This window comes from uncultured Algoriphagus sp., from assembly GCF_963974835.1.
Taxonomy (GTDB): Bacteria; Bacteroidota; Bacteroidia; order Cytophagales; family Cyclobacteriaceae; genus Algoriphagus.
This window is the reverse complement of sequence record NZ_CAXBET010000007.1, coordinates 196,419-217,506: the sequence shown is the minus strand read 5'-3', so window position 1 is coordinate 217,506 and position 21,088 is coordinate 196,419. Positions and strand designations below refer to the sequence as shown.

The following is a 21,088-nucleotide window of genomic DNA, read 5'->3' as shown; positions in this document are numbered from 1 at the left end:
GTTGTTGCTAGTTGTTAGTAGTTTAAATGGCTAAGGACAGGATTCAAGATGGGCTGATGTATGAGGGAATGCTTAACCCAAACGAGTTCGGGACGGGCTGTTTTCTTCGATGATTGCAATGACGGAAAGGCTGAGGACTCTCTACCGTGATCTGTTGACATGTTCATTCCATATCCTTAATCCACTACGAAACTGCCGCGATTAACCCAAGAAATCTATATTCCCCACCTACGAAAACGGCATAGCAAACTTTTCTAAAGCTTTGAAATTCGTTCGAAATATAACCCAGTGTACCAGAACAACCATAAGTAAGAAATCGACTCAGCAAAGGATTAAAATAGCTATCTACTTTCAAGCTAATTTGACCGAATTAATTATCAATCACTCTCACTAATTGCTGGGTAACCTCTTTGGCCCCCTCAGGAGACCAATGGGAATCATCATAATAATAGAAATCAAGCATATCCAATTCACCTTTGTCTTTGGAATCCATCAAATCCACATATGCATATTCTTTCTGTAACTTAGCAAAGTTGGAGAATAACAATGGGGTATCAAATCCATCTGTATTTTCTAAATCATCTTTATAAAAATGATATTTATCAGGCACAGGAAACACAATTAAATTTGTCCCACTATTATCCAGGTCAGTATTTAAATCATTTAGTAGACTGTTTATATTCTCCAATTCATCCATTGAATTATTGAGCGCTATATTAGCCACGTCCAGGTGATAAAAATATAGTGTATTATCAGAGAGTGAAAATGGATTATTTTTTAACTCTCTGGCATAAACCAATGAAATCAATTTATCCGGAAATATTTTCCTGTAAAGTGTAAAATATGGAAATTTGAGAAGTTGATTTAGGACTTTATCTACTTCCTCATCTTCCACATTTTTTGACTTAATGGGTTGAAATGAGTTATAATTCATTGAAGAATCTATTTTCAATTCCATAGAATTTTGAATAAAATGTCTTTCCACAACCTCTAGAATAACATTTTTTATTTTAAACTCTTCAAAAAAATCCCCATTCTGCAAAGCTATTAATGCTTGAAACGGATTGCTATGATAAGAATTATCTATATGCAAAACTGATTTTCCATGCATAGAAGCTAAAAGGTTTTGATAACCAGCAGCACCCTGCTCTGAAAATGAATCTCCGATCGTAAGTATATCATATTCTCTCTTAATTGGATTGTTTGATAACTTCTCAAACTTAATTTCTCTGGACAGTTCCTTCTCAAATTTATCTCTGTAATTAGGAAATAAATTTGGTATATATCCTATTCTTATTAAGTCTCCTTTATCAGTTGAATAGGTGAAATAGGTGATGACCCAAAGTATTCCAAATGGAATAATGAATATTAATATATTAATTAAAAACTTTTTCAAAATTGAAAATAGATGAATTAATTTTCATTTATAGTATGCGAGATGTTGGCTTCGCTTAAAACTACGCTATCTGTCGGAAGAGATAGAAGATAGTTGAGTTTTTCAGCATTAATTCTTTTGAATAATTCTCCCTAGTACTCCTACTACATCCCGAGTTACGAAAGACCTACTCCTATTACTACGTTATTCCCTACTTTTAACTTTCGGAAGAATGGTAGCATTGGCACCTATGGAACTTAAGCTTCCAATCTGCACTCCTTCTAATATTACAGCTCCAGGATTTACCTCTGTGAAATCTCCAATTTCCACTTCATGGTGAATCTGAGCGCCGGTATTGATCAGGCAACCTTTACCCAGTTGTATATTTGGTCCAATAAAGCACAGATTGAAAATATCAGCTTCTTCTACTTTACTAAATCCACTTTTCACCACACCTTGTCCTTGTACAGTAGTAAGTTTTCCGCCCAGCTTGCCTAATCTTTGATAAAAGTGGTACCGGACTTTTGGATTTCCCGTGCCCAGAATAAATCCGGGATCTTCATGAAATACTTTTGCAACTTCCTCTTCAATGTGGATAATTGGATATGTTCCTTCAAATAGCTTTAAGGATTTATTTTCATCAAAGAAGAGAAGACCATAGGTTTTACACTCTGAAATGAGAATATCCAATAGTTCAAGCGCATGTCCACCTACTCCTGCTATGATCATGCAGTGGAGTTATTTTGATTTATTTTCAAGATTCTTTCAAAGGTTATTCGATTTTTATCTTTTGCTTAAAAGAAAGCAATCGAATTTTGCACTTAATATTTCACGCATACCAAAAAAATCTCGGCGCAGTTTTCCTGAAAGTGTTGACCTGCTTTATAAAAACCTTCAATCATTTCTTTTGTCCAGTGTTGTTCAATTTGTTCATTTGACACTGGTTTCAAAAATATACCACCTGTCTCTTTTACTTTAAAACCAGCTTCCGTGACATGGGACTTTAACGTATCCATATCGTAAACCCGGTAATGTCCTAACTCATGATCTCTGCTGTTTAATTCATAAATTGAGTTCAACAATCCCATTTCAACAGCTACTATTCGGTGTAAGGATTTAGCATTGGGAACAGATATTAAGAAGACTCCTTCCTCGTGTAGCCAGTTATGAATTTACGTAATACTAGAACCGGATCTTTGATGTGTTCCAGCACATGGCTCATGATAATGGAATCGTATGTATCTGTAGGTTCGAATTCTTCAAAATATGAGTGAAATTTTTTGACATTCGGATAATCCGGAATCTGATTTAGCAATTTTTCAGAACCTTCCACTAAATCGATGGAATCAAATTCTTTAATCAACGATTTCGTCATATAGCCTGAACATGGCCCAAGCTCCAACGCCTTCTTTCCTTTAAAGAAAGGCTTCAACGATTGAAAGTTATAATCGGCTAGTTGGTAATCGAAATTCAAAAAAGACTTTCCGTAAAAATTTGCTGATTCGATCACCTTATCTTTTGAAGGATCCATACGTTTATTCGTCAAATACTAGATCAACCACACTATTTACTATTATATCTGGTTTATACTCCAGCAGTTTTTCTTGATTCAAAAAACCCGAAAGCACCGCCGCTGTCAATAATCCTACCCTCTTCCCTGTTTCAATATCTTTACCCGTATCTCCCACAATCCAGTCAGAGCCTATATTAATCTCTTTTGTCAAAATCATTTCTGACTTCTCCCGCTGATGTTTTGTTACCAGTACATCTTCAAAAATTGACTCCCACCCATACCGCTGAATCTGCATTAATGCTTGCTCTTCGGACTGCCTTGCTGTAACCACAAATAAAGAATGTATTTTTTTTTGCTCCCATAAAAAAAGGGTACTATTCTCAACTGGTTTGTCCAGAGCAATCCATTCCGGCAATTCAATCATGTGTAACCACGTATTCTCAAATTCCTTTATTTGCTGATCTGAATACTTAAACTGATTTCGCAATATTTCTGCGTGTGAAATTTTATTTTTCTTAAGCTTCCAATAGGAATCTTTGGTGAGTTCAGAATTAGGTACTAGAAACTTAAAAAGTTTAAATAATCTATCGCTGGCATCTACAAGGGTTCCATCCAGATCAAAGAAAATATTCATCGACTGAACTGTTTCATATATTCCCACTCAGCTGTTAGCCCTTGTAGCAAAGAGGTTTCTTTCAATCCCAATTCCTTTTGCATTTTGGTATTATCGAAAATAAGATCTCTGCCTTCAGTAGTCATCTTTACTTCTTCTACTGTGGAATCAATACCACTAATTCCCATAAGTGTATGGATCAATTCACGGACAGAGATTGTTTTTCCACTGACCAAATTTATGACTCCTAAATCAGCCTTAGTTTCCAAGGATTTTAATATTGAATTTACCAAGTCATCTATATATAAAAAGGAACGTAGTTCATTGCCACTACCCCAAAGTTGTAAAGGCTGACCTTCCAACAATTTACGCATAGTAGCCGGGATCAATTTCTGATAGGCTTCTTCGCCTGGACCGTAAATATGACCTACACGAAGCAAATGAGCAATTTTATTATTGGTTTTCGCCCATGAGGCAATTACTTTTTCACAATACAATTTTGAATGTCCATACAATGATACTGGATCAATGGGAGAGTCTTCACTAATCTTCGCGTCCTTTCCATATACGTCCAGTGTACTCAAAAAAACAAACTTCTCCAGTGCGGGCAATTTTAACTGAAGCAACTTAATGGTATTGTTGATGTTGCTGGTACATGAAACCACATCATTTCCCTCTGCTGAATTTTTGGGTGTGAAAGCGCCAGCATGTAATAGGGTAGTCACATCAGCATATCCAGCTTTTATCACATAATCATGATCGAATGAATAATTATCATGTAGCAGGTATTGGCATTCTGAAATAGGTTTTGATGTAAGTGCCAAAATGTGATCAACTCCATACACATTGACCAATGCAGTAATTAATTTTTTCCCAATAAACCCAGAAGCTCCAGTAACTAAGATCATAACAAATTTTCTACTTCCCTTTCAATATCACCGGGCATCATCAAGCGTGGCTTGGTGTCCATTCCTCTTACCCACAGAAGTCCCTCTGGAAGTGGATTGATTTTCTTTTCCAGATTGGGAAACTCATCGTATAAAACAAGGTCTTTAAATATCGCTGGCATGTTGAGACCCGCTTTAGTGAAAAACAAAACGGTAGTGAAGAATCGTGAGATATTAATTTCTGTTGGATTGGGAATTCCATCTACATCGTAGGTCATATCTACACCAAATATTCCATGTGGCTTATCCGATACTGCAAAAATGGTTTTCATTGCAATTTCATCCACCAAAGGATCAGCGTAGGTTTGTCCAACTTTAGTTACCCCAGTGACGCCTGAAAGAGTACGATTGCCATGAACCCATCCTTTGCGAATTCGGGTTTGGGCTACAATGAGTTCACCTTCATGCCAAATGGAAAGCCATGTTACTGTTTTTTGGGAAAGCATTTGCGCTGCACAAAAATCTCCCCAGCCATTGAAAAAGGTGATCCAATGCTTTGCAAATTCGAAGTCATTTGTGGGCAATGCCCCTTTTCCTCCAGCTCCAATGGAAGAAGTTCGAAGCCAAATTTTACCTTCTTTATCACCCAACTCCTTAAAAGCTCTAATAAGATCTTGCTCATCATTCAACATGATGTTTTTAGGCACCTTAATCCCAGCACTTTCGAGTTTAAGATATGTTTTATACTTATGCACGCAAGTATCTATTACCTCATGATCAGGCATATAGGTTTTGACTCCTTCAGCATGAATCTCATCACGAAAAAGAGACGCGTTAAAAATTTCCAAATCGTTTTGAAAATGAATTAAATCAGGTTTCTCAATACGAAGGATTTTAAGCAACTCAGTTTTATATTCTGGTGTATCTGCGTAAGGAACGAAGTATTTACGAACCGCTCTGGATAGAACCAGATCGGTAGGCTCACTTCCCATTCCAATAATTTCTTCTCCATTTCTGTTGTCCAGTAGAGAATTAATAACTCCTTCCGATGGAGCTCCTCCCGCTCCACCTATTAAAATTTTTTTCATACTTTTTAAATGATGTTAACTCGCTGTAACCCCTTAATTTGCCACTTTAAAAACAATTTTTTAAAGCTTAACATACCCATTCAGCAGTTTTTGAAAATTCCATTGTTCCCCAAAGAAATTAACTAAATAAATGGGGTCAAAGTATTAAATGCAAAGATTAGTCGATTTTCCTGAACTTTTTCAGCTAATTTCCTTTTTTAAAATCACTAATTTTTTGGAAAAAGGCAGGGTCAAACCCCATTTAAAAATTTCTAAGAATCGTGTGGAGTGTTGATTTGCAGCACTGCTTATACTATTCAGTTTTTAATCCTCCATTCATTTCCAAAGGAAATTTCAAAACTAGTTGATAAAAAGAAACTTACATGCGATTTACATACTATTGAACAAATGGTATAAAAGTACTGTGAATTTGTAGTGAAAAAGATCACAGCTTCGCCCCTTCACTCCCATTCGAAAATTAGAGTTTGCACATATTTCATTATTCCTAGAAGGGTGCCGAGAAAGCTATTAACCTTGACTGAGTAATAAATTTACTCGGTTGTTTATGAATTGCAAACTTTGGTTGTCAGTTCCCAGGTTTTCTGTTATCAGTTGTCAGTTGTCGGTGATGAGATCTTTTCTCTCTGCAGTCGTCGAGAAGACTGGAAATTTCCGGTAATTCATAGAATAAGGGCAATCTCAAAAGGCAGTCTGAATAACGATCGGAATTAGGTAATTCTCTATTGTATTGATCCGGAAAGTGCTTTTTGGAATATGCGGATTTGTGAAGACTTTGGTAGTGAAAAACGGCCAGGATTCCTTGTTCTTTTAGGTCTGCTGCGTAAGCTGTTCGGCTTTCTAGAAATGGGAAGAGGATGTAGAAGAGGTGGAAGTTGGAAGTTGGAGGTTGGAAGTTGGAGGTGGAATGCGAGGAATTAGATATTTTAAATTTTAAATTTTTAACTACCCCCAAGTAATTAGCGCTCAAAACTGTAGGTTTAGCGAAATCGTTGTTGAAAGCATTAAAGTAGTCTTTCCATATTGCCTTTCTTCTTTCCTGAATCCTATCCAAATTCTCCAGCTGTGACCAGAGGTAAGCGGCATTGAGTTCGGATGGCAAATAAGAACTTCCGATATCCACCCAGCCATATTTACTGATTTCCCCCCGGGAGAAAGCCACCCTTTCAGTTCCTTTTTCCCAGAGTATTTCTGCTCTTTTAATTAGCGAGGGGTCATTGATCATCAGCATCCCTCCTTCCCCACATTGGATATTCTTGGTTTCGTGGAAACTCATCGTTCCCAGATGCCCTAAACTTCCTAACGCTTTGCCCTTATAAAAACTATCAATGCCTTGAGCCGCATCCTCCACCACCCTCAAACCGTGCCTCTCCGCGATATCCATGATCACATCCATTTCGCAGGCCAAACCTGCATAGTGCACCACTACAATCGCCTTGGTTTTTGGAGTAATTAATTCCTCTATCAGGCATTCGTCCATATTAGGATGATCTGCCCTGCTGTCAACAAAGACAATTTTTGCTCCACGCAATACAAAGGCATTGGCAGTGGATACAAAGGTGAAGCTTGGTAGGATGACCTCATCTCCCGGTTGTATATCAAACAAGATAGCGGCCATCTCCAGCGCATCAGTGCAGGAAGTGGTTAGCAGACATTTCTGATAGCCATACCTCTTTTCAAAAAACTCCTGACAACGGCGGGTAAATTCTCCGTTACCTGAGATTTTGCCTAGGCTCACCGCTTCCTTAATGTACTTAAGTTCGTTCCCTGTGAGGTAGGGTTTGTTGAAGGGGATAGGGATTTGGGAAATGGGAAGTGGGAAATTTAAAATGAGAGAATTTAAAATTTGGAATTCGGTGGTGGTTATTGGTTGTTAGTTTTTGGCTGTTAGTTGTTGGTTGTTGGTAGTTGGGTGTTGGTTATTGGTTGGTGTGTTGTTTTCTGGTGTTATCAGAGATGATCTGAATAGTATTAAGTTTTCCAGTAATGATATACAAAGACGGTATCAATTAGAGTATAATCTAAGGACTCGTAAAGCCTACAAGCTGGGGTATTTGATTGCTGGGTGCTAACGGAAATAGTTTTTGCTCCAAGTGAAAAAGCCTTCACTTCAGCCGCTTTCATCAGCTGCCTGCCCAATCCTTTACCCTGTCTTTTTTCAGCAACAGCTATTAAACCAATAGCGGCAGACTTACCCTCTACAGCGTATGACACCATACCTTGAAGCGGACTGGCCTCTAATATTGAATGGGATTCCCATGCTTTCTTAATCCAGAGCTTGTATAGTTTTTCGAATTCATCATTTTCAAGTCTCTTATCGATTTTAAAGCGGGAATACACCCCACTCAAAAACGCTAGTTCCTCTAACTCCTGGCTCAACCCGGCATTATAGGTAGTGATATCTGGAACGGCTGGAAGGCTACCTAGTTTATTTTTAAAAGTTAGCTTAGTATCGACTAGCTGAATATGTGGATCTGTGAATTCAAGGGGTTCTTTTGAAAAGAGGTAGATCAACTGGAACTTCTCGGCAGCATTCAAAAAGTCTTCCTCATTCCAATCACCGTCGATTGTCACTTTTCCTACTGGATAGCCGAAGAGGTTGGAATCGAAAGAAAGCTGTTTGATTATTGGGTTCAGGGAGGTTGGGTGTTGGTTGGGGGTTGTTGGGTGTTGGTTATGGTTTTAGTGGATTGTTTTTTCGATAATGTAAATGGGTCTGTTTTTCACACCTTCGAAGGTTTTACCTATATAAAGTCCCACTATTCCTAAGGTAATCAGTAAGAATCCTGTAAGAACCCAAAGTGAAATAATCAAGCTGGCATATCCTTCCACCACTATATCTCCATGCAGGTATCTATATAAAGTATACAGGGCGAAGAGAAAGCCGGTAAGTGCCACTATCAATCCCAATTTCACAGTCAGTCTAATAGGTTTGTCTGAATAAGCCAGCATGATATCCACCGCCAGATTGAATAGGCTTTTAAAGTTGTAATTACTGCTACCTTCCCCGCGCTCCGCATGGACTACATCCAGCGTAGTCTGCCGGAAGCCAACCCACTTGACCATGGTAGGAAAGTAGCGGATGCTTTCTCGCATTCCCACAATTTCATTAATCACTTTGCGATGATAGATACCGAAGTTGGCTATACGCTCGTCCTGTTTGGAACCTGTAAGCCAGGCGAGTGTTCTGTAAAAAATCTTCGAAGCAAATCGTTTGAAAAATCCATCCTGGCGATTTGTTCGCCTGGCCAATACCACATCGAATCCCTCATTAGCTTTATCCAGCAATAATGGGATCTCTTCAGGTCTGTCCTGCAAATCGCAGTCCATGACTACTATCCATTCCCCTCTGGCAGAATCCAGCCCAGCGGTGATGGCGTAATGTTGTCCAAAATTCCTTGAAAGTTTGATTCCCCTGATATCCGGATGAATTTCTGCGAGCTGTTCTATCTTATCCCAGGAACTATCCGGACTGTAATCATCCACAAGTATAATCTCTATTTCCTGTCCCACTAAAACTTTCCTGATTCTAGAAGTAAGTTCATCCAATGTGTTTTCAGCGCGATAGACCGGGGAGATGATGGAGAGCAAGATTTTAATTTTAAAATGGAATAGTTTGGAATTGGGATAGGCCCTTAATTAAGATATGATTTCCTGTTGGTAGTTGTTGGTTATTGGTTGTCGGAGTGAATTCAGTTATAATTAGTGGAAGTGGACAACATTTTGCTACGCTACGTCAGCAAAAATCCTTTCCATTCTACGGAAGTACATCATACCGAAGATGAAAAGGAAAAGTGCGACAATACTCCCTGGCCAGATCCATTCCCAAGGCATAGGGCGATCCAGAAAGGCTGCACGAAAGCCTTCGATTACACCTACCATTGGATTAAGTACATAAAATTTCTGATACTCCTCAGGCACTGCTGTAGTGCTATAGACCACCGGTGCGGCATATAGAAGGAGTTGTACCACGAAAGTAAGGGCATGCTTGACATCCCTGTATTTCACTGCCATGGCAGAAAGCATCATTCCCATCCCCAGACTGCACATGAGGAGTTGGACAATCAACAAAGGAAGGAACAACAAACCCCAGCCTGGAGAAACTTGGTAATAAATCATCATTCCCACTACCACTACGAATGCAATAATAAAATCCAGCAATTTGGACAGTATGGAACTTAGGGGAAGTACCATCCTTGGGAAATAAACTTTGGTGATCATATTGGCATTTTGTATCAAGGAATTGGCGGACTCAGTGAGAGTTCCTGAGAAATAATTCCATGGCCAAAGTGCCAAATAGGAAAATAAGGTATAAGGTATTCCGTCGGAATCTACCTTTGCCAGATTGCCAAAAACAATCGTAAATACAACGGTGGTAAACAGTGGTTGGATAATTGCCCACGCCACTCCCAATACTGACTGCGCATACCTTGCCTTGATTCCCCTGAGCGTCAGGAAGTACAATAGATCCTTGTAGCGCCAAAGTTCCTTGAAGTCTATGAGTTGCCACCCCGAGGTTGGTTGGATGATTTTGATATTATCCTTAGGATTCAAATTTTGAAATTAGAAATTTAAAATTTAAAATGAGTGAATTAAAATTGAAAAATGTAAAATGTAAAATAGGGGGATAGAGAATTTAAAATGAGGCAATTAGTAATTTGAAATTTACTTCCCGTACACCAGAATACCCTGAATGTCTCCAGGGTCAGTGTCTAGGATGGATACTTCCACTTTGCGCTGGACTTTTTCGTAGGTCTTCTCCTTGATAAATTCCAAGTACTCCTTGTCGAGCTCTTTTCCGATAAGCACCATCTGTATAGTTCCAGAATCGACCCCTTTGGCATAGTCGCCGATAATATATGCTCTTTCCACGGCTCCCATCCTTTTGACTATCCGTTCCATCAGATCATCGAGACCAAGAAATTTCGATACCATCCCTTTGATTTCTTCGAAAAATGGATGGCTGGTATTCGCCTTATACATCTTGGTTTTTCCCTCATCTTCAGCCACCAATAATCCTGCCTCTGTAAGCCTATTCAGCTCTACCCTTACGGAATTGGTAGATTCGTCAAACTCTTTGGCAAGGGAGCGCAGGTATCCTGAATTAGCGTGGGAAAAGAACTTCAGGAGAAGCTTAATTCGTGTTTTAGAGGTGACTAGGGATTCGAGCACTATTTAATTTAAAATGAAAGAATTAAAAATTTAAAATGAATTAATAATGTAAAATTTAAAATGGAAGAATTAAGAATTCAAAATGGGGGGACTTTTATTGAGCACCCGGTAATAGGTTATCTATTTAAAGTTTTCGCGGGATTTCTTGATAATAGAATTAAGTAGTAGGATTATTTCTTCTATTTCTGATGTCAAGTAGAAATATGAAGGATGGTCTCCGAGAAATTCTTTTTTTTCCAAAAGTCTTAACCAGTATCTAGTTTCTCTTGCTTCTTTATTTGAAATTGTGAGTTTGGATATGAAATCTAGCTTAGAGTGAGCAGCTTGAGATTCTTCAATATTGGCACCAATTGAAGTGCCTGATTTGACAAGTTGATCCGCAAGTTTAAAATGCCCTTTTTCTCTTAAAACCAGATAAACTGTAATAATCTCCTGAGCAAACCGGAAGGATTTTTCAACAATAATGTTTGCCATGCTCTAAATAATTTAAAATTGAAAAATTGAACATTTTAAATTAACTACTAATCAATTAATTGACAATGAATTACAGCACATTACTGAATGAATTTTAAATTCAAAAAAATTATTCATTACAAATTCCGCCTTCGGCGGAAAGCTTCGCTCCTTCACTCCCATTCCAGAAACTAGCGGTGATGAGTAAAAAACTTACTCACCGAGTAACAAATTTACTCGGGTAAATGAGTTTTGCAAATGATTATGCGGCTAATGGAATGAAGTGAAATTGGAGATTACTTAATTAATGTCAATATTTATCAATCAAATAATCATTTGGGCACTCAATAAAAATCTCCATAGGAGTAATGAATTTCAGAAAGATTAATAAACTGCACTATCTGCTGATGGCACTGGCAGGAGTTGTTGCAGTTTACGTCTATTTTTTTTCTTTCCTGAATTCAAACTATGCCCCATACTACGGAGATGAGCATTTTTATTTTAAAAACTCAGAAGGCTTTTACATCACAAACAATCTAAAAGCGATATTCACATATAGCGGTGTAGGCTCCAGAGTCTTCGGGGTAGATGCCCATGGACCAGCTTATCCACTTATCTATGGAACAATCTCTAAACTAATAGGCTGGGGAGGTTTAAGTATACCTTTAATTAACATAAGTGTTCTATTAATCGCGGTTATAACCTTAATATTGAGCAAAGGAAACAGCGCTAGCGTTAAAGTTTTTCAAGCTCTTTTGATCCTTGGAAGTCCGATTACCCTTTTCTACTCCGTAACATATCTCCCTGAACTCCTACAGCTAGCTGGGGCTATAGGATTATTTTTACTTACAAAAAACTATTTAAAAAGTACTAAACCCATTGATTTACTTATTCTTCTAGTATTCATCTTACTCTTAGGATCAATCAGAACCACTTGGTTTTTTGCGTTATATGGAGTAATAATGCTACCTAGACCAAATAATTGTAATTTAAAGCCTGTCTATTTAATTCTTGGGATTGCCTTACCCTTCCTGTTCCAATATTTTTTTCATGAGCAGGTACCCAATACCTTTTCAGGAATCAATGAAAAAATCCAAGAGCAGGAATATTGGAAAGCATTGAATACATTGGTATTCAACTTAAAAAGAAACATATATTTTGCGCTGTACTATACAGAGGGACATTTTTATACTTTGCAAAAAATCTGGGTAGCGGCAAGCTTGCTGTATTCCATTCTATATTACAGGAAAGATAAGCTGATGATGGGTGGGGTTGTTGTACTCTTAATTATTATCATTTTTAATCTCATACTATATAAAAATTACACTTGGGTGGATTTAAGAATGTACACGCCAATATGTCTTTTCCTTAATTTAGGGATTATTTCAAATCCAAAACATCGCTGGTCTGCAGAGACGTTTGTAGCGATAAACTTGGCTTCCTTTGTATTGATATTACCATTTCAAAACACTCTCATCAGCTACAGAGTAAATCCGGAAACATTTGAAATCCCTATAGAAATCACAGAGAAGATCGAGACCATGCATACTACCCTCGTCCAAATTGATTCTGTTATACTTCATTCATATTCAATTTCCCAATTGCCAATTCAAGCAAAAAATGGAGAAGTAATACGTTATGTTCTCCCTTATTATGAAATGAACATGCTCGCACCTAGCCATATTATTGAGGAGAAAAATGGTCAGCTCAGTGTACGCTCAACGAATATTCTCAACCAGTAGCACAGTCCCATTGCTACCTGAATCACATACACTAAAGCGATAGCAACATACTTAGGAGTCCACTTTCTGCCTTCCAATCGGAAACTGCGAATAACCGCCAGCAGAATACTCAGGCTGTTGATAAGCAAAGCAATAGGAATCTGCCAGTAAAAATTACCATGGAACTCTCTCCATCCGGTTTCTGCTAATAATAGATATACCAACAACGCAAAAACCAAGAGAAGCAAGGATAAGTTGAAGTAGGGAGTTTCAAATGCCGATTTTTTCCAGCATATCAAGAAGAACAGCAGTAGTGGGAAACTACTAATGAGATCAAACAATGGTTCATTTGAAAAATTAAGCCACACACCCAATGGGTTAATCACCACCTTAGATATCTCATCTACAGCATACAACTTATTTATCATGGGATCCCAAGAAAATATCAGGTATTTCTCCAAAAATAAAAGCAGAAAGATCACGGAAATAAAAAGCAGAGAATGAATAAACTGTGTAGAAAGCTTCCTGTCTCTTATCAGTATATATATGGGTAAAGCTGGAATAAAGCAAAAGAGAAAACTAGGCTTGATCAATAGAATAGAAAAACAAAGTGCGGACATGGAGAATAGGTGAGTTCTATCCTTAGAATCCAACCATTTTAAGGTCTGTAGAATAAGGATTATACAAAAGGGAAACACACATATTAGTGTAGAATTATGCCATATCGTTTGGGTAAACTTACCTAAGTACCAAAAATCCCCATCAATAGCAGGAATGAAAATAGGAGATAGAAATAGAAAAGATAGTGAAAGCAGAAAGCTTTTGGGTCCTTTCCTCCCCATTGATTTGCTAATTTCAGTAAACAGCAACTTATACTTCCACCAAAGAAAAAAGGACAGTACTAATGCAGAGCTTACTACAAAAGGGTATTTAATTCTTATCAGCATATCCAATGCATATACTAAAAAATAGTAACCCGGAGGTATGGGGAAATAACCTGCCGATAAATAGTTGCTTAAGAGTAAATTATGATCTTTGATATCAATAAAACCAAAAAATTTAATAAAATACCCAATGGTAAATAAGTAAAGTAAGAAGACTATTCCATCGAAGAACAGAAATTTGAAACTACGCATTTTTAAAAAATAATAAGTTGATTTGATCCTTCAGATCTTTGCTGCAGTTCTTTGAAATATTGGAAATTAGTATCAAAAATTTCTTTATCAATAAGATATTTCCGGTTAACCTTCTGAACATGATTTTTACTATTCTCTAATAGTGTGGGCCAGCCTAATAGTTGAAAGCTGAAAGGTTTACCCGGGGTTAGATGAGCATATACCTCATTTGAGGCGATAAGAATTATTTCTCCGTTAAAACTCTTATTAGATTCCTTCAGCAAACTCATAATTTTATTATTAGCTTCATCCCTTTTCACATTGCTTAGAAAATTATATATATGAACACCAATCATGACCAAAAGGAAACTAGCGAATAGCTTACTATATGCTAGTTTAGCATTCTCAGTATCACCAGCAGTCAAAGACCACAGCAAAAACAGTAGGAAAAAAATCACATAGACCTGAATTTTAAGCAAGTAGAACGGTGAAAGAAGAAGGGCTACCAACGCAAATATTAGGATATTAATCATAGTACTCTTCCAAGTTTCCAGGATGCGAAAAGTGACAAACACACATGCTATCAGAATTAAATACTTTTCATTTAGTATATAGTAATACAGGGAAAACCAGATGTTTTTAAAATCCATACTTTCAAACCTTGACTGGTCAAGTAAATCTTTCCAACCCAATAACTTATTTTTTGTTAGATCATCTGTCTGAAAATCCATTAGCCCATTTGAAAAACTAAATAACTGAGGATCAGAAACTAAATAAGCACTTTTATTCATCTGAAGTGCTGGATGATCAAATACCAAGGAGCGAAGTTTATTTAATTCATAAAACTCAGATAGTCCATTGATATTTAACCACAACAAATTGAAACAATAACCCAAAGCAAGGAAAAGCATAGGAATTAACAATAGTTTCGCCATGTGAAGCTTTCTAAAAAGGAGCTGAAGTCCAAGCAATCCAAGTAGAAAAAGTAACAAAACTTCCATTCTTATCAGCACTCCGAAAAGGATCAAAAGATCTGCAGCATATATGTTGAAAATCCTACTATCATGATTCAATCTAAATGCAAAACCAGCTGAGATGGCAAAAGCTGAGACTATAGAAAATTGTAGAAAAAAGAGGAAATGGACTAATAAACCAAGAATAAATAAAACCCAGACAGTCTTTGCTGAAGTGGAATTGAAATTTTTCTCTATAGCTTTTAAAAACACCAAGTAACTCAAATAAATGACCAAATACCAGGTGAAGGGGTACCAAGGAATGGTAGGAGCAAACGTATAGAGTTTTGAAAAAGTCCAGCTCAGGAGTGGATGTATAAATACCGCGTAGGATTCTGGCGTGCCGGTATAAGCCCCAGAAACCAGCCACATCATAATGACGTCATCATTGACCTGAAATCTCCAGGGTAAAAACCAAATGAAAATTAGAGCACCTAAGCCTAATAATGACCAGAATAAAAAGAAAGTCTTAGATTTTACTTTCTCCATAACACCTTAATTTCTTTGCTATCCGGAAGCTGGACATATTTTGTCGAATAATCATTTTTCACAAAGGAAGGTAAGGAATCTAGGGAGTTGACTATAAGCAAGTCTCTTTGATAAGTAGAAGGAAAAAAATATTCGGTTTGACTTTTTGTCCAGAATCCTGGGGAACTTGGAGAAGTTTTATTTAATAGAAATGGAATTCCTGGAATTCTATACAATGCCAAGAGTTGGTCCTCCCCTTCCACCAGAGGCTTAATAGCATTTAAAACAAGTATCTGATTTTGGGACAGAAATAAGTAATCTTCATTACTATAATTCCATTTTTGATCTGCTTCCCACAGCGGCTCTTGTTCAAATGGATGAATCCAGATGCCATTTAACACCAAGAGTAAAGAAATTAACCCCACTACTAATTTTACATATTCTATGAGATTAAACTTCATGTGTTCAAAGAGGAAAAAAGTGGCCAGAATCCAAAATACCCAATAATGGATGCCTAAGCGAAGCCAATAGACATTGCTTCCGAAATGAAGAACAAAAGGTAAAAATAGGAGAACAAGTATAAGAAATTGCTGATTCCTGGAGATGGATTTCAAGTCAATTTCAGTGGAAAAATATGCCAGGATAGCTACAGTAAGAAGAAGGACTATGTGATTCCACTCCTGAGTAATTGAGGTGTAATAGCAAATAATGACTAACATAAATACTGCTATACCAAGTAAGGACAGTCTTACTGTTGGCATTGATTTTTGAAATCTTGATGCAATCAGAAAGGGAATTGCAGTCAAAGCAATCCAGAAAAAGCCAACCCCTGCATATTTGAACAACAATAGTATGGAGTAATCAGGACGCGCTGCCATCATACGGGAGGCACCCGATAATCTGGAGACCAAAAAGTCGCCTAAGGAAGAGTATAGTAATATCTCAAAAATGAGGAATGGAGCTAGTAAACCAACTATTTGATACCATTTGAAATTCCTGTCAAATGTCGCTGACGTTAAAGTAAGTAGCCCAAGCCCAAGTACCGCTGTAATTTTTACATATAGCATGCTTGCCAGCAATATTCCCATGAAGATGTAATGAATATCAGCCTTATCCTTTTTTGAAATCAAGCATAACCAAAAGCAGGAAAGTACTACGGAAATGGAATTATAGGAAAGGCTTTGAGGCAAGAAACCATACCCTGCAAACAGACCTGCCAGGGATAAAAAATATATGTTGATTGAAAATTTGGAGTTAGTAAGATTTCTCCAAAAGAGAGTCAGGGCATAAGCACCAAAACCATATAGAATTAAGCGAAGTAACCTAAGTCCAATTATCCCAAACTCAATTCCTGTGATCTTGTAAAAAAGCTTGAAGAATAAATCGTAGTTAAAAATGCCAGCAAAATTTTCCTGATCTGGAACAGCCAATAAAACATACAATCCTTCATCAGAAATATCAAAACCCCGGTTGACTCCTAGAAGGATAAGTACAAGCGAAAAAAGTGTGAGAATGGCTAAAGTCCTATTCAAGTCAAATGCAAATAAGTAATGCTCAAGATCTAAATTTATAATTTTAAAATAAAAATAAGTAAATCACAACTTACAATAATACCATTATGTGGAGAACTTTCCCATGCCTAAACAAAAAAATACCCTGTACAGGGTATTTTTTTTTAATAGCGTCTACATACCTTTATGTCAGGGTGATTAAGCAACTTTTCCAACACAATTTTTCTTAGAAAATTTTAAAGGGATTTTTTATCTAATTTTTTAATCCCTTTTCCCTTTCCCTCAATAGTACCTGACTTCACATTCAGGATTTGATTTTTTGAAGTTATCCACCGCTCTACTATTCAGTCTGGTATTGAAACAAGAAAGTTTTTTCAAGTTGGGAAGTCCTTCTATTTGCTTCAGAGATCGAAGATTAGTACTTGCCACATCCAGTTCCTGAAGGTTAATCAAAGGCTCAAGTCCTTTCAGCGTTTTAAGATTAGTTCCGGAAATATTCAGAGTTTCCAAGCTCACCAGACTTGACAATGGCTCTAAATCCTCAATTCCAGAATTGCTGATATCGAGTTCTTTTAAATTTGAGAGGCCTTTCAAAGGAGAGAAATCCGTTACCGGTACCTGTGAAATTTTCAATTTCTCCAGTAATTTCAGTTCTTGCAGAGGAGAGATATTTCCCAGAGGTGCATCAAAAATCACCAAAGATCTAAGATTCACAAATGCGGTAAGGGCCTGTACATCTCCAACAGATACCCGCTCGAATGTCAGCGAGGAAGCTTCTGTCATTGCATGCAGCTCCTCAGTAGATGGATCATTAGATAAAGAAAACTCCTTAGTAAATATTTCCTTCCAAACCCCATCCAAAGATTCCCACCATGTATTCAACTCCTCTGTTCTGTAAACAATGGTCAAATTCGGCTTTTGAATTATGATCTGCGGCACCTCATCGTTTACTATTTCAGATCCATTTACATTAAGATAGGTTAACTGAGGAAGACTCAGCACATCCATGATGCTGGATACTGGACTTCCATCCAAATCTATTTTAACCAATTCCTCATTTGATTTGAGGGGAGAAATATCTTTCACTTGGGAATTTCTTCCGACTATTTCTTTCAAGGTCTTTACCTCAGTGAGGGAAATCACGTCTGTGACAGGATTATCGGAAAAGTCTACTTTGGTAAGTTTTGCAAATCTCGTGATAGGATTTATAGTTTTGATCCCGGCCCCACTCAAATCCAGCTCTTCCAATCCTATAGTAGAAGTGAGTGTTTCCACACTAGGGTTATCAGAAGTAATCATGGGATTGGCCTTTTTCATGCTTGCTTTCCAGGCATCAGACAATCCTGCCCACCAACTTTCCAAATCTTTCACGTGATGAATGAGTAATACCTTTGGGTTTGTCCGGATAAAATTATCTGAAGAAAGTACAGAAAGTTTAGTATCATCCGCCAAGACTTTATGCAATTCAGCTTTGCCGTTCAATGCTGATATATCTGCCACCTGCGTACCTGTGATATCCAGCATTTCAAGTTGCTCAAGTCCTGACAATGGACTAAGATCCTGAATATTGGTATGGGAAAGATTTAAATTCTGAAGGGAAGCCAATTCAGATAGTTGGCTGAAGTTGACTAGGTAATTATTGCTTAAATCTAAATCTTCGAGTTTTGATAGATCCTTGATATTATCCGGATTATTAAACCCGCTTTTGGCAAGAAACAGGCTTTTCAAACTGTCAAATTCATTCAGCACTGCAAAACTCATAACTGGAGTCTCCTCCACTCGCAGGGATCTAAGCGACTTTAGATTAACCAGCTCACTGATATCCCTAATCTGGGTTTTGGAAATATCCAAATGCTTAAGTCTATCGGAATACTTGATAAACTGAATGTCTGAAGTGGGGGTATTTGACACATCCAAGTATTCCAGAAAGGTCACATTTGAAATAGGACCGAGTTCAGTGATTTGGGTATTGCTTAGATTCACATACTTCAGATTCCGCATAGCTTCCATAGGACTGAGATCCAAAAGAGAATCCGTACCAGAAATATCCAGAGAATCTACCTCTACAAATCTGTAGAGAACATCCACATTTATGGAATCGTATTCGCTTAATGCAAAGCGATCTCTAAAATAAGCCTGCCAATGGGTATTAAGTACTGACCACCATTCTGCTAACTCCTCGTCCCTACTAACTTTGGTAGTATAGACACTGGCTATTTTCAGTTCCTGGGTTTTGGGATCAAGGTTGACCTCCACAAATCTAGGTTTGGTGTTCGTTACTTTTTCATTGTTTATCCCGGTGGCAGTGATTGTTCTGTCCAGGGAGACCGTAAAAAACACGTCACCATTTTCTTTCTGGTGAGGCTTTACATCTCTAATTTTGAATTTGAAATTGGCGTCCCGATAGAAAAACTCAATGTCTTTAAGGTAGGATGTTACATTTTTGTTGGTTACCACCTTTCTATCCAATAAGAGATCATCTTCTACCTGAACTTCCCCATCACGGAAAATCTTCAGATAACTTTCTCTAATCACCACGTCCTTATCTCTAGGCTGCGTCTCGGCAGAGCCTATGGTATTGAGCAGATATTCCAAGAAGCGGATTTGATCTTCTACTTTGGCCGAATAATCATCTATTTCAGCTTTGGTATAACCCTTTATAGTCTGAGCCATTCCGTAGAAGCTCAGGAAGAAAAGGAATAAACTTAGATATATTGACTTAGTTCTGATCATAAATGTATTTCTGAATAGTTTCCTTGTCGCCAGGGTTGAGTTTGACAAGATTAGAAATCAGCCATCCTGTATTAAAACCAGGGCGGTTGAATTGTTGTACTTCAAAATACCAGCCTTCAATTTGGAAGAAGTGAAATTTGACATCAGTAACAGTCTCGTACCGGATGTTGTTTTGCTTCATTTCATACAAAAACAAGGTCAGATAATCAGGTTTAAAACTTGATTCAGTAAATGATTCGGGCATTTTCGAATCCTGAAAAGCCCTTCTGAGGTTCATAAACCCCAGCTCATGGCTCAAAGGATGCAAAAAGTCTTTTGAACCTCCCACCGGTTTGTTAAATATGTTTTTGAATGGGGGAAAGGAAACCTCATCTATTACCCACTCATACCCCAGCCCTTCTGCCTGAAGTTTTAAGATTAGGGTAGCTTTCTCTCTTTTGCCTTTAAAGATAAAATCGGCCTGAACCTCGGCATACCAACCTTCTTTGTGGAAGTTTATGTATTGAGGATAGCTAGGCGAAAGCACATTGTTAGTAAACTGAGTTTTTAAATCCTGATTTACAGAGGAAGTCTGATTGTCAAAAAGTATCTTCAGAAATCCACTTCTTAAAGCAGCGTTATGGTAAGAGGAATCTCCAGGATAGAACCTTACGTTTCCATCTGTGGGTGATTCTTCACCATTGAATCTTCTGAAGAATTGGTTTAGTTGTTTGGTAGAGGCGGCAAATTTGCCATCATCTTTAATTGTCCCGGGGCTGCCTATGCCCTGCCCCGAGACAATTGAGATGCTTGCGATGAATATCGCAAAGATAAAGGTTACTATTCTCATGCGGAGGTTTCTGTCACTCTCACGTCACCTAGCATGACGTCCCAAAATTCGATAGTTCTACCGGCAATTTGGGTTTGCTTTTTCTCAACGTAGATAGTGATGTCTTTCTTAGTAGTGTCTTTGTAATTCATACCTGTTTCGATAGAGGTTCCTTCAAATCGTTGGAATACAGTAATCACTCCAACATATCTACCGTCAGGCTGTCTTTCAAGATCCGAAATGTACTGGATATCGTACCAGGTAATATTTACTCTGTCGTAGTTCAAAGCCATCAAACGCTCAAAATAACGTCTTACCTTATAATATGCGATTTCGTTTGAGTTGATACTTGAAACTCCCATTTCCGCACCAGGAGAAAAAAGTTCTTCAGCACGATCCATTACTCTATTAGCTTCAGAGAATTGGGTTTCTTTGCTTCCAATGATGCTGATGTACTTACTCAAATCTTTTACTTTTTCAAGTGCAAGTGAATCAATTGCTTGCTTTCTCGCCGGGCTAATTGTTTCGGACTGAGCCAATACGCTAACTGAAGTAGCAAGGAAAAGGCCCAGAAAAAGAATCATTTTATTTTTCATATCTATTTTATTTTTTCAGATGAGC

The 21,088-nt window shown here is 37.6% G+C and carries 20 protein-coding genes; 1 reads left to right on the top strand and 19 read right to left on the bottom strand.

Annotation, left to right across the window (positions count from 1 at the left end; genetic code table 11):
- Nucleotides 1-370 precede the first annotated feature (370 nt).
- The 13 genes from AACZ73_RS14950 to AACZ73_RS14890 all read right to left on the bottom strand — a co-directional run bounded on the left by AACZ73_RS14950 (nucleotide 371) and on the right by AACZ73_RS14890 (nucleotide 11,119).
- On the bottom strand, nucleotides 371-1,396 hold the full coding sequence (locus AACZ73_RS14950; RefSeq protein ID WP_339879054.1) for a hypothetical protein: 1,026 nt from the start codon (nucleotides 1,394-1,396) through the stop codon (nucleotides 371-373).
- 183 nt (nucleotides 1,397-1,579) lie between these two features.
- A complete protein-coding gene (locus tag AACZ73_RS14945; protein ID WP_339879052.1) occupies nucleotides 1,580-2,104 on the bottom strand; it encodes a hexapeptide transferase in 525 nt (174 codons plus the stop codon).
- A 92-nt stretch (nucleotides 2,105-2,196) separates the two neighbouring features.
- A complete protein-coding gene (locus AACZ73_RS14940) occupies nucleotides 2,197-2,454 on the bottom strand; it encodes a hypothetical protein (RefSeq protein ID WP_339879050.1) in 258 nt (85 codons plus the stop codon).
- Between the two features lie 56 nt (nucleotides 2,455-2,510).
- Nucleotides 2,511-2,906 carry a methyltransferase domain-containing protein gene (locus AACZ73_RS14935; protein WP_339879048.1) on the bottom strand — a complete coding sequence of 132 codons (396 nt, stop codon included), beginning with the start codon at nucleotides 2,904-2,906 and terminating at the stop codon, nucleotides 2,511-2,513.
- A gap of 4 nt (nucleotides 2,907-2,910) precedes the next feature.
- A complete protein-coding gene (locus AACZ73_RS14930) occupies nucleotides 2,911-3,522 on the bottom strand; it encodes an HAD hydrolase-like protein (RefSeq protein ID WP_339879046.1) in 612 nt (203 codons plus the stop codon).
- Nucleotides 3,519-4,409 (bottom strand): NAD-dependent epimerase/dehydratase family protein, encoded by an 891-nt coding sequence (locus tag AACZ73_RS14925; protein ID WP_339879044.1) that lies wholly within the window; start codon nucleotides 4,407-4,409, stop codon nucleotides 3,519-3,521. The genes AACZ73_RS14930 and AACZ73_RS14925 overlap by 4 nt, the downstream gene beginning before the upstream one ends.
- Nucleotides 4,406-5,476, bottom strand: a complete 1,071-nt coding sequence (locus AACZ73_RS14920; protein WP_339879042.1) for a hypothetical protein — start codon at nucleotides 5,474-5,476, stop codon at nucleotides 4,406-4,408. The genes AACZ73_RS14925 and AACZ73_RS14920 overlap by 4 nt, the downstream gene beginning before the upstream one ends.
- Before the next feature lie 565 nt (nucleotides 5,477-6,041).
- A complete protein-coding gene (gene rffA / locus AACZ73_RS14915) occupies nucleotides 6,042-7,274 on the bottom strand; it encodes a dTDP-4-amino-4,6-dideoxygalactose transaminase (RefSeq protein ID WP_339879108.1) in 1,233 nt (410 codons plus the stop codon).
- 170 nt (nucleotides 7,275-7,444) lie between these two features.
- On the bottom strand, nucleotides 7,445-8,047 hold the full coding sequence (locus AACZ73_RS14910) for a GNAT family N-acetyltransferase (protein WP_339879040.1): 603 nt from the start codon (nucleotides 8,045-8,047) through the stop codon (nucleotides 7,445-7,447).
- Nucleotides 8,048-8,155: 108 nt separating this feature from the next.
- Nucleotides 8,156-9,064 carry a glycosyltransferase family 2 protein gene (locus AACZ73_RS14905; RefSeq protein WP_339879038.1) on the bottom strand — a complete coding sequence of 303 codons (909 nt, stop codon included), beginning with the start codon at nucleotides 9,062-9,064 and terminating at the stop codon, nucleotides 8,156-8,158.
- 135 nt (nucleotides 9,065-9,199) lie between these two features.
- Nucleotides 9,200-10,027 carry an ABC transporter permease gene (locus AACZ73_RS14900; protein ID WP_339879036.1) on the bottom strand — a complete coding sequence of 276 codons (828 nt, stop codon included), beginning with the start codon at nucleotides 10,025-10,027 and terminating at the stop codon, nucleotides 9,200-9,202.
- Nucleotides 10,028-10,138: 111 nt separating this feature from the next.
- Entirely contained in the window at nucleotides 10,139-10,645 is a 507-nt protein-coding gene (locus tag AACZ73_RS14895; protein WP_339879034.1) for an ArsR family transcriptional regulator, read from the bottom strand.
- Nucleotides 10,646-10,765: 120 nt separating this feature from the next.
- On the bottom strand, nucleotides 10,766-11,119 hold the full coding sequence (locus AACZ73_RS14890; protein ID WP_339879032.1) for a four helix bundle protein: 354 nt from the start codon (nucleotides 11,117-11,119) through the stop codon (nucleotides 10,766-10,768).
- A gap of 347 nt (nucleotides 11,120-11,466) precedes the next feature.
- Between AACZ73_RS14890 and AACZ73_RS14885 the strand changes: the two genes are divergently transcribed.
- Entirely contained in the window at nucleotides 11,467-12,840 is a 1,374-nt protein-coding gene (locus AACZ73_RS14885) for a hypothetical protein (protein ID WP_339879030.1), read from the top strand.
- On the opposite strand, the gene AACZ73_RS14880 is transcribed toward AACZ73_RS14885, so the two are convergent.
- The 6 genes from AACZ73_RS14880 to AACZ73_RS14855 all read right to left on the bottom strand — a co-directional run bounded on the left by AACZ73_RS14880 (nucleotide 12,801) and on the right by AACZ73_RS14855 (nucleotide 21,063).
- Entirely contained in the window at nucleotides 12,801-13,955 is a 1,155-nt protein-coding gene (locus AACZ73_RS14880; RefSeq protein ID WP_339879028.1) for a hypothetical protein, read from the bottom strand. The two genes, AACZ73_RS14885 and AACZ73_RS14880, sit on opposite strands and share 40 nt — an antisense overlap.
- 2 nt (nucleotides 13,956-13,957) lie before the next feature.
- The gene (locus AACZ73_RS14875; RefSeq protein WP_339879026.1) at nucleotides 13,958-15,436 is read right to left on the bottom strand and encodes a hypothetical protein; all 1,479 of its coding nucleotides are present in this window, start codon (nucleotides 15,434-15,436) and stop codon (nucleotides 13,958-13,960) included.
- Nucleotides 15,424-16,947, bottom strand: a complete 1,524-nt coding sequence (locus AACZ73_RS14870) for a hypothetical protein (RefSeq protein ID WP_339879025.1) — start codon at nucleotides 16,945-16,947, stop codon at nucleotides 15,424-15,426. Before AACZ73_RS14870 ends, AACZ73_RS14875 begins: the two co-directional genes overlap by 13 nt.
- 261 nt (nucleotides 16,948-17,208) lie before the next feature.
- Nucleotides 17,209-19,659: a leucine-rich repeat domain-containing protein gene (locus tag AACZ73_RS14865; RefSeq protein ID WP_339879023.1), complete on the bottom strand. Its 2,451-nt coding sequence runs from the start codon at nucleotides 19,657-19,659 to the stop codon at nucleotides 17,209-17,211.
- Nucleotides 19,646-20,488: a hypothetical protein gene (locus AACZ73_RS14860; protein ID WP_339879021.1), complete on the bottom strand. Its 843-nt coding sequence runs from the start codon at nucleotides 20,486-20,488 to the stop codon at nucleotides 19,646-19,648. Before AACZ73_RS14860 ends, AACZ73_RS14865 begins: the two co-directional genes overlap by 14 nt.
- A complete protein-coding gene (locus AACZ73_RS14855) occupies nucleotides 20,485-21,063 on the bottom strand; it encodes a hypothetical protein (RefSeq protein ID WP_339879020.1) in 579 nt (192 codons plus the stop codon). Before AACZ73_RS14855 ends, AACZ73_RS14860 begins: the two co-directional genes overlap by 4 nt.
- Nucleotides 21,064-21,088: the final 25 nt, after the last annotated feature.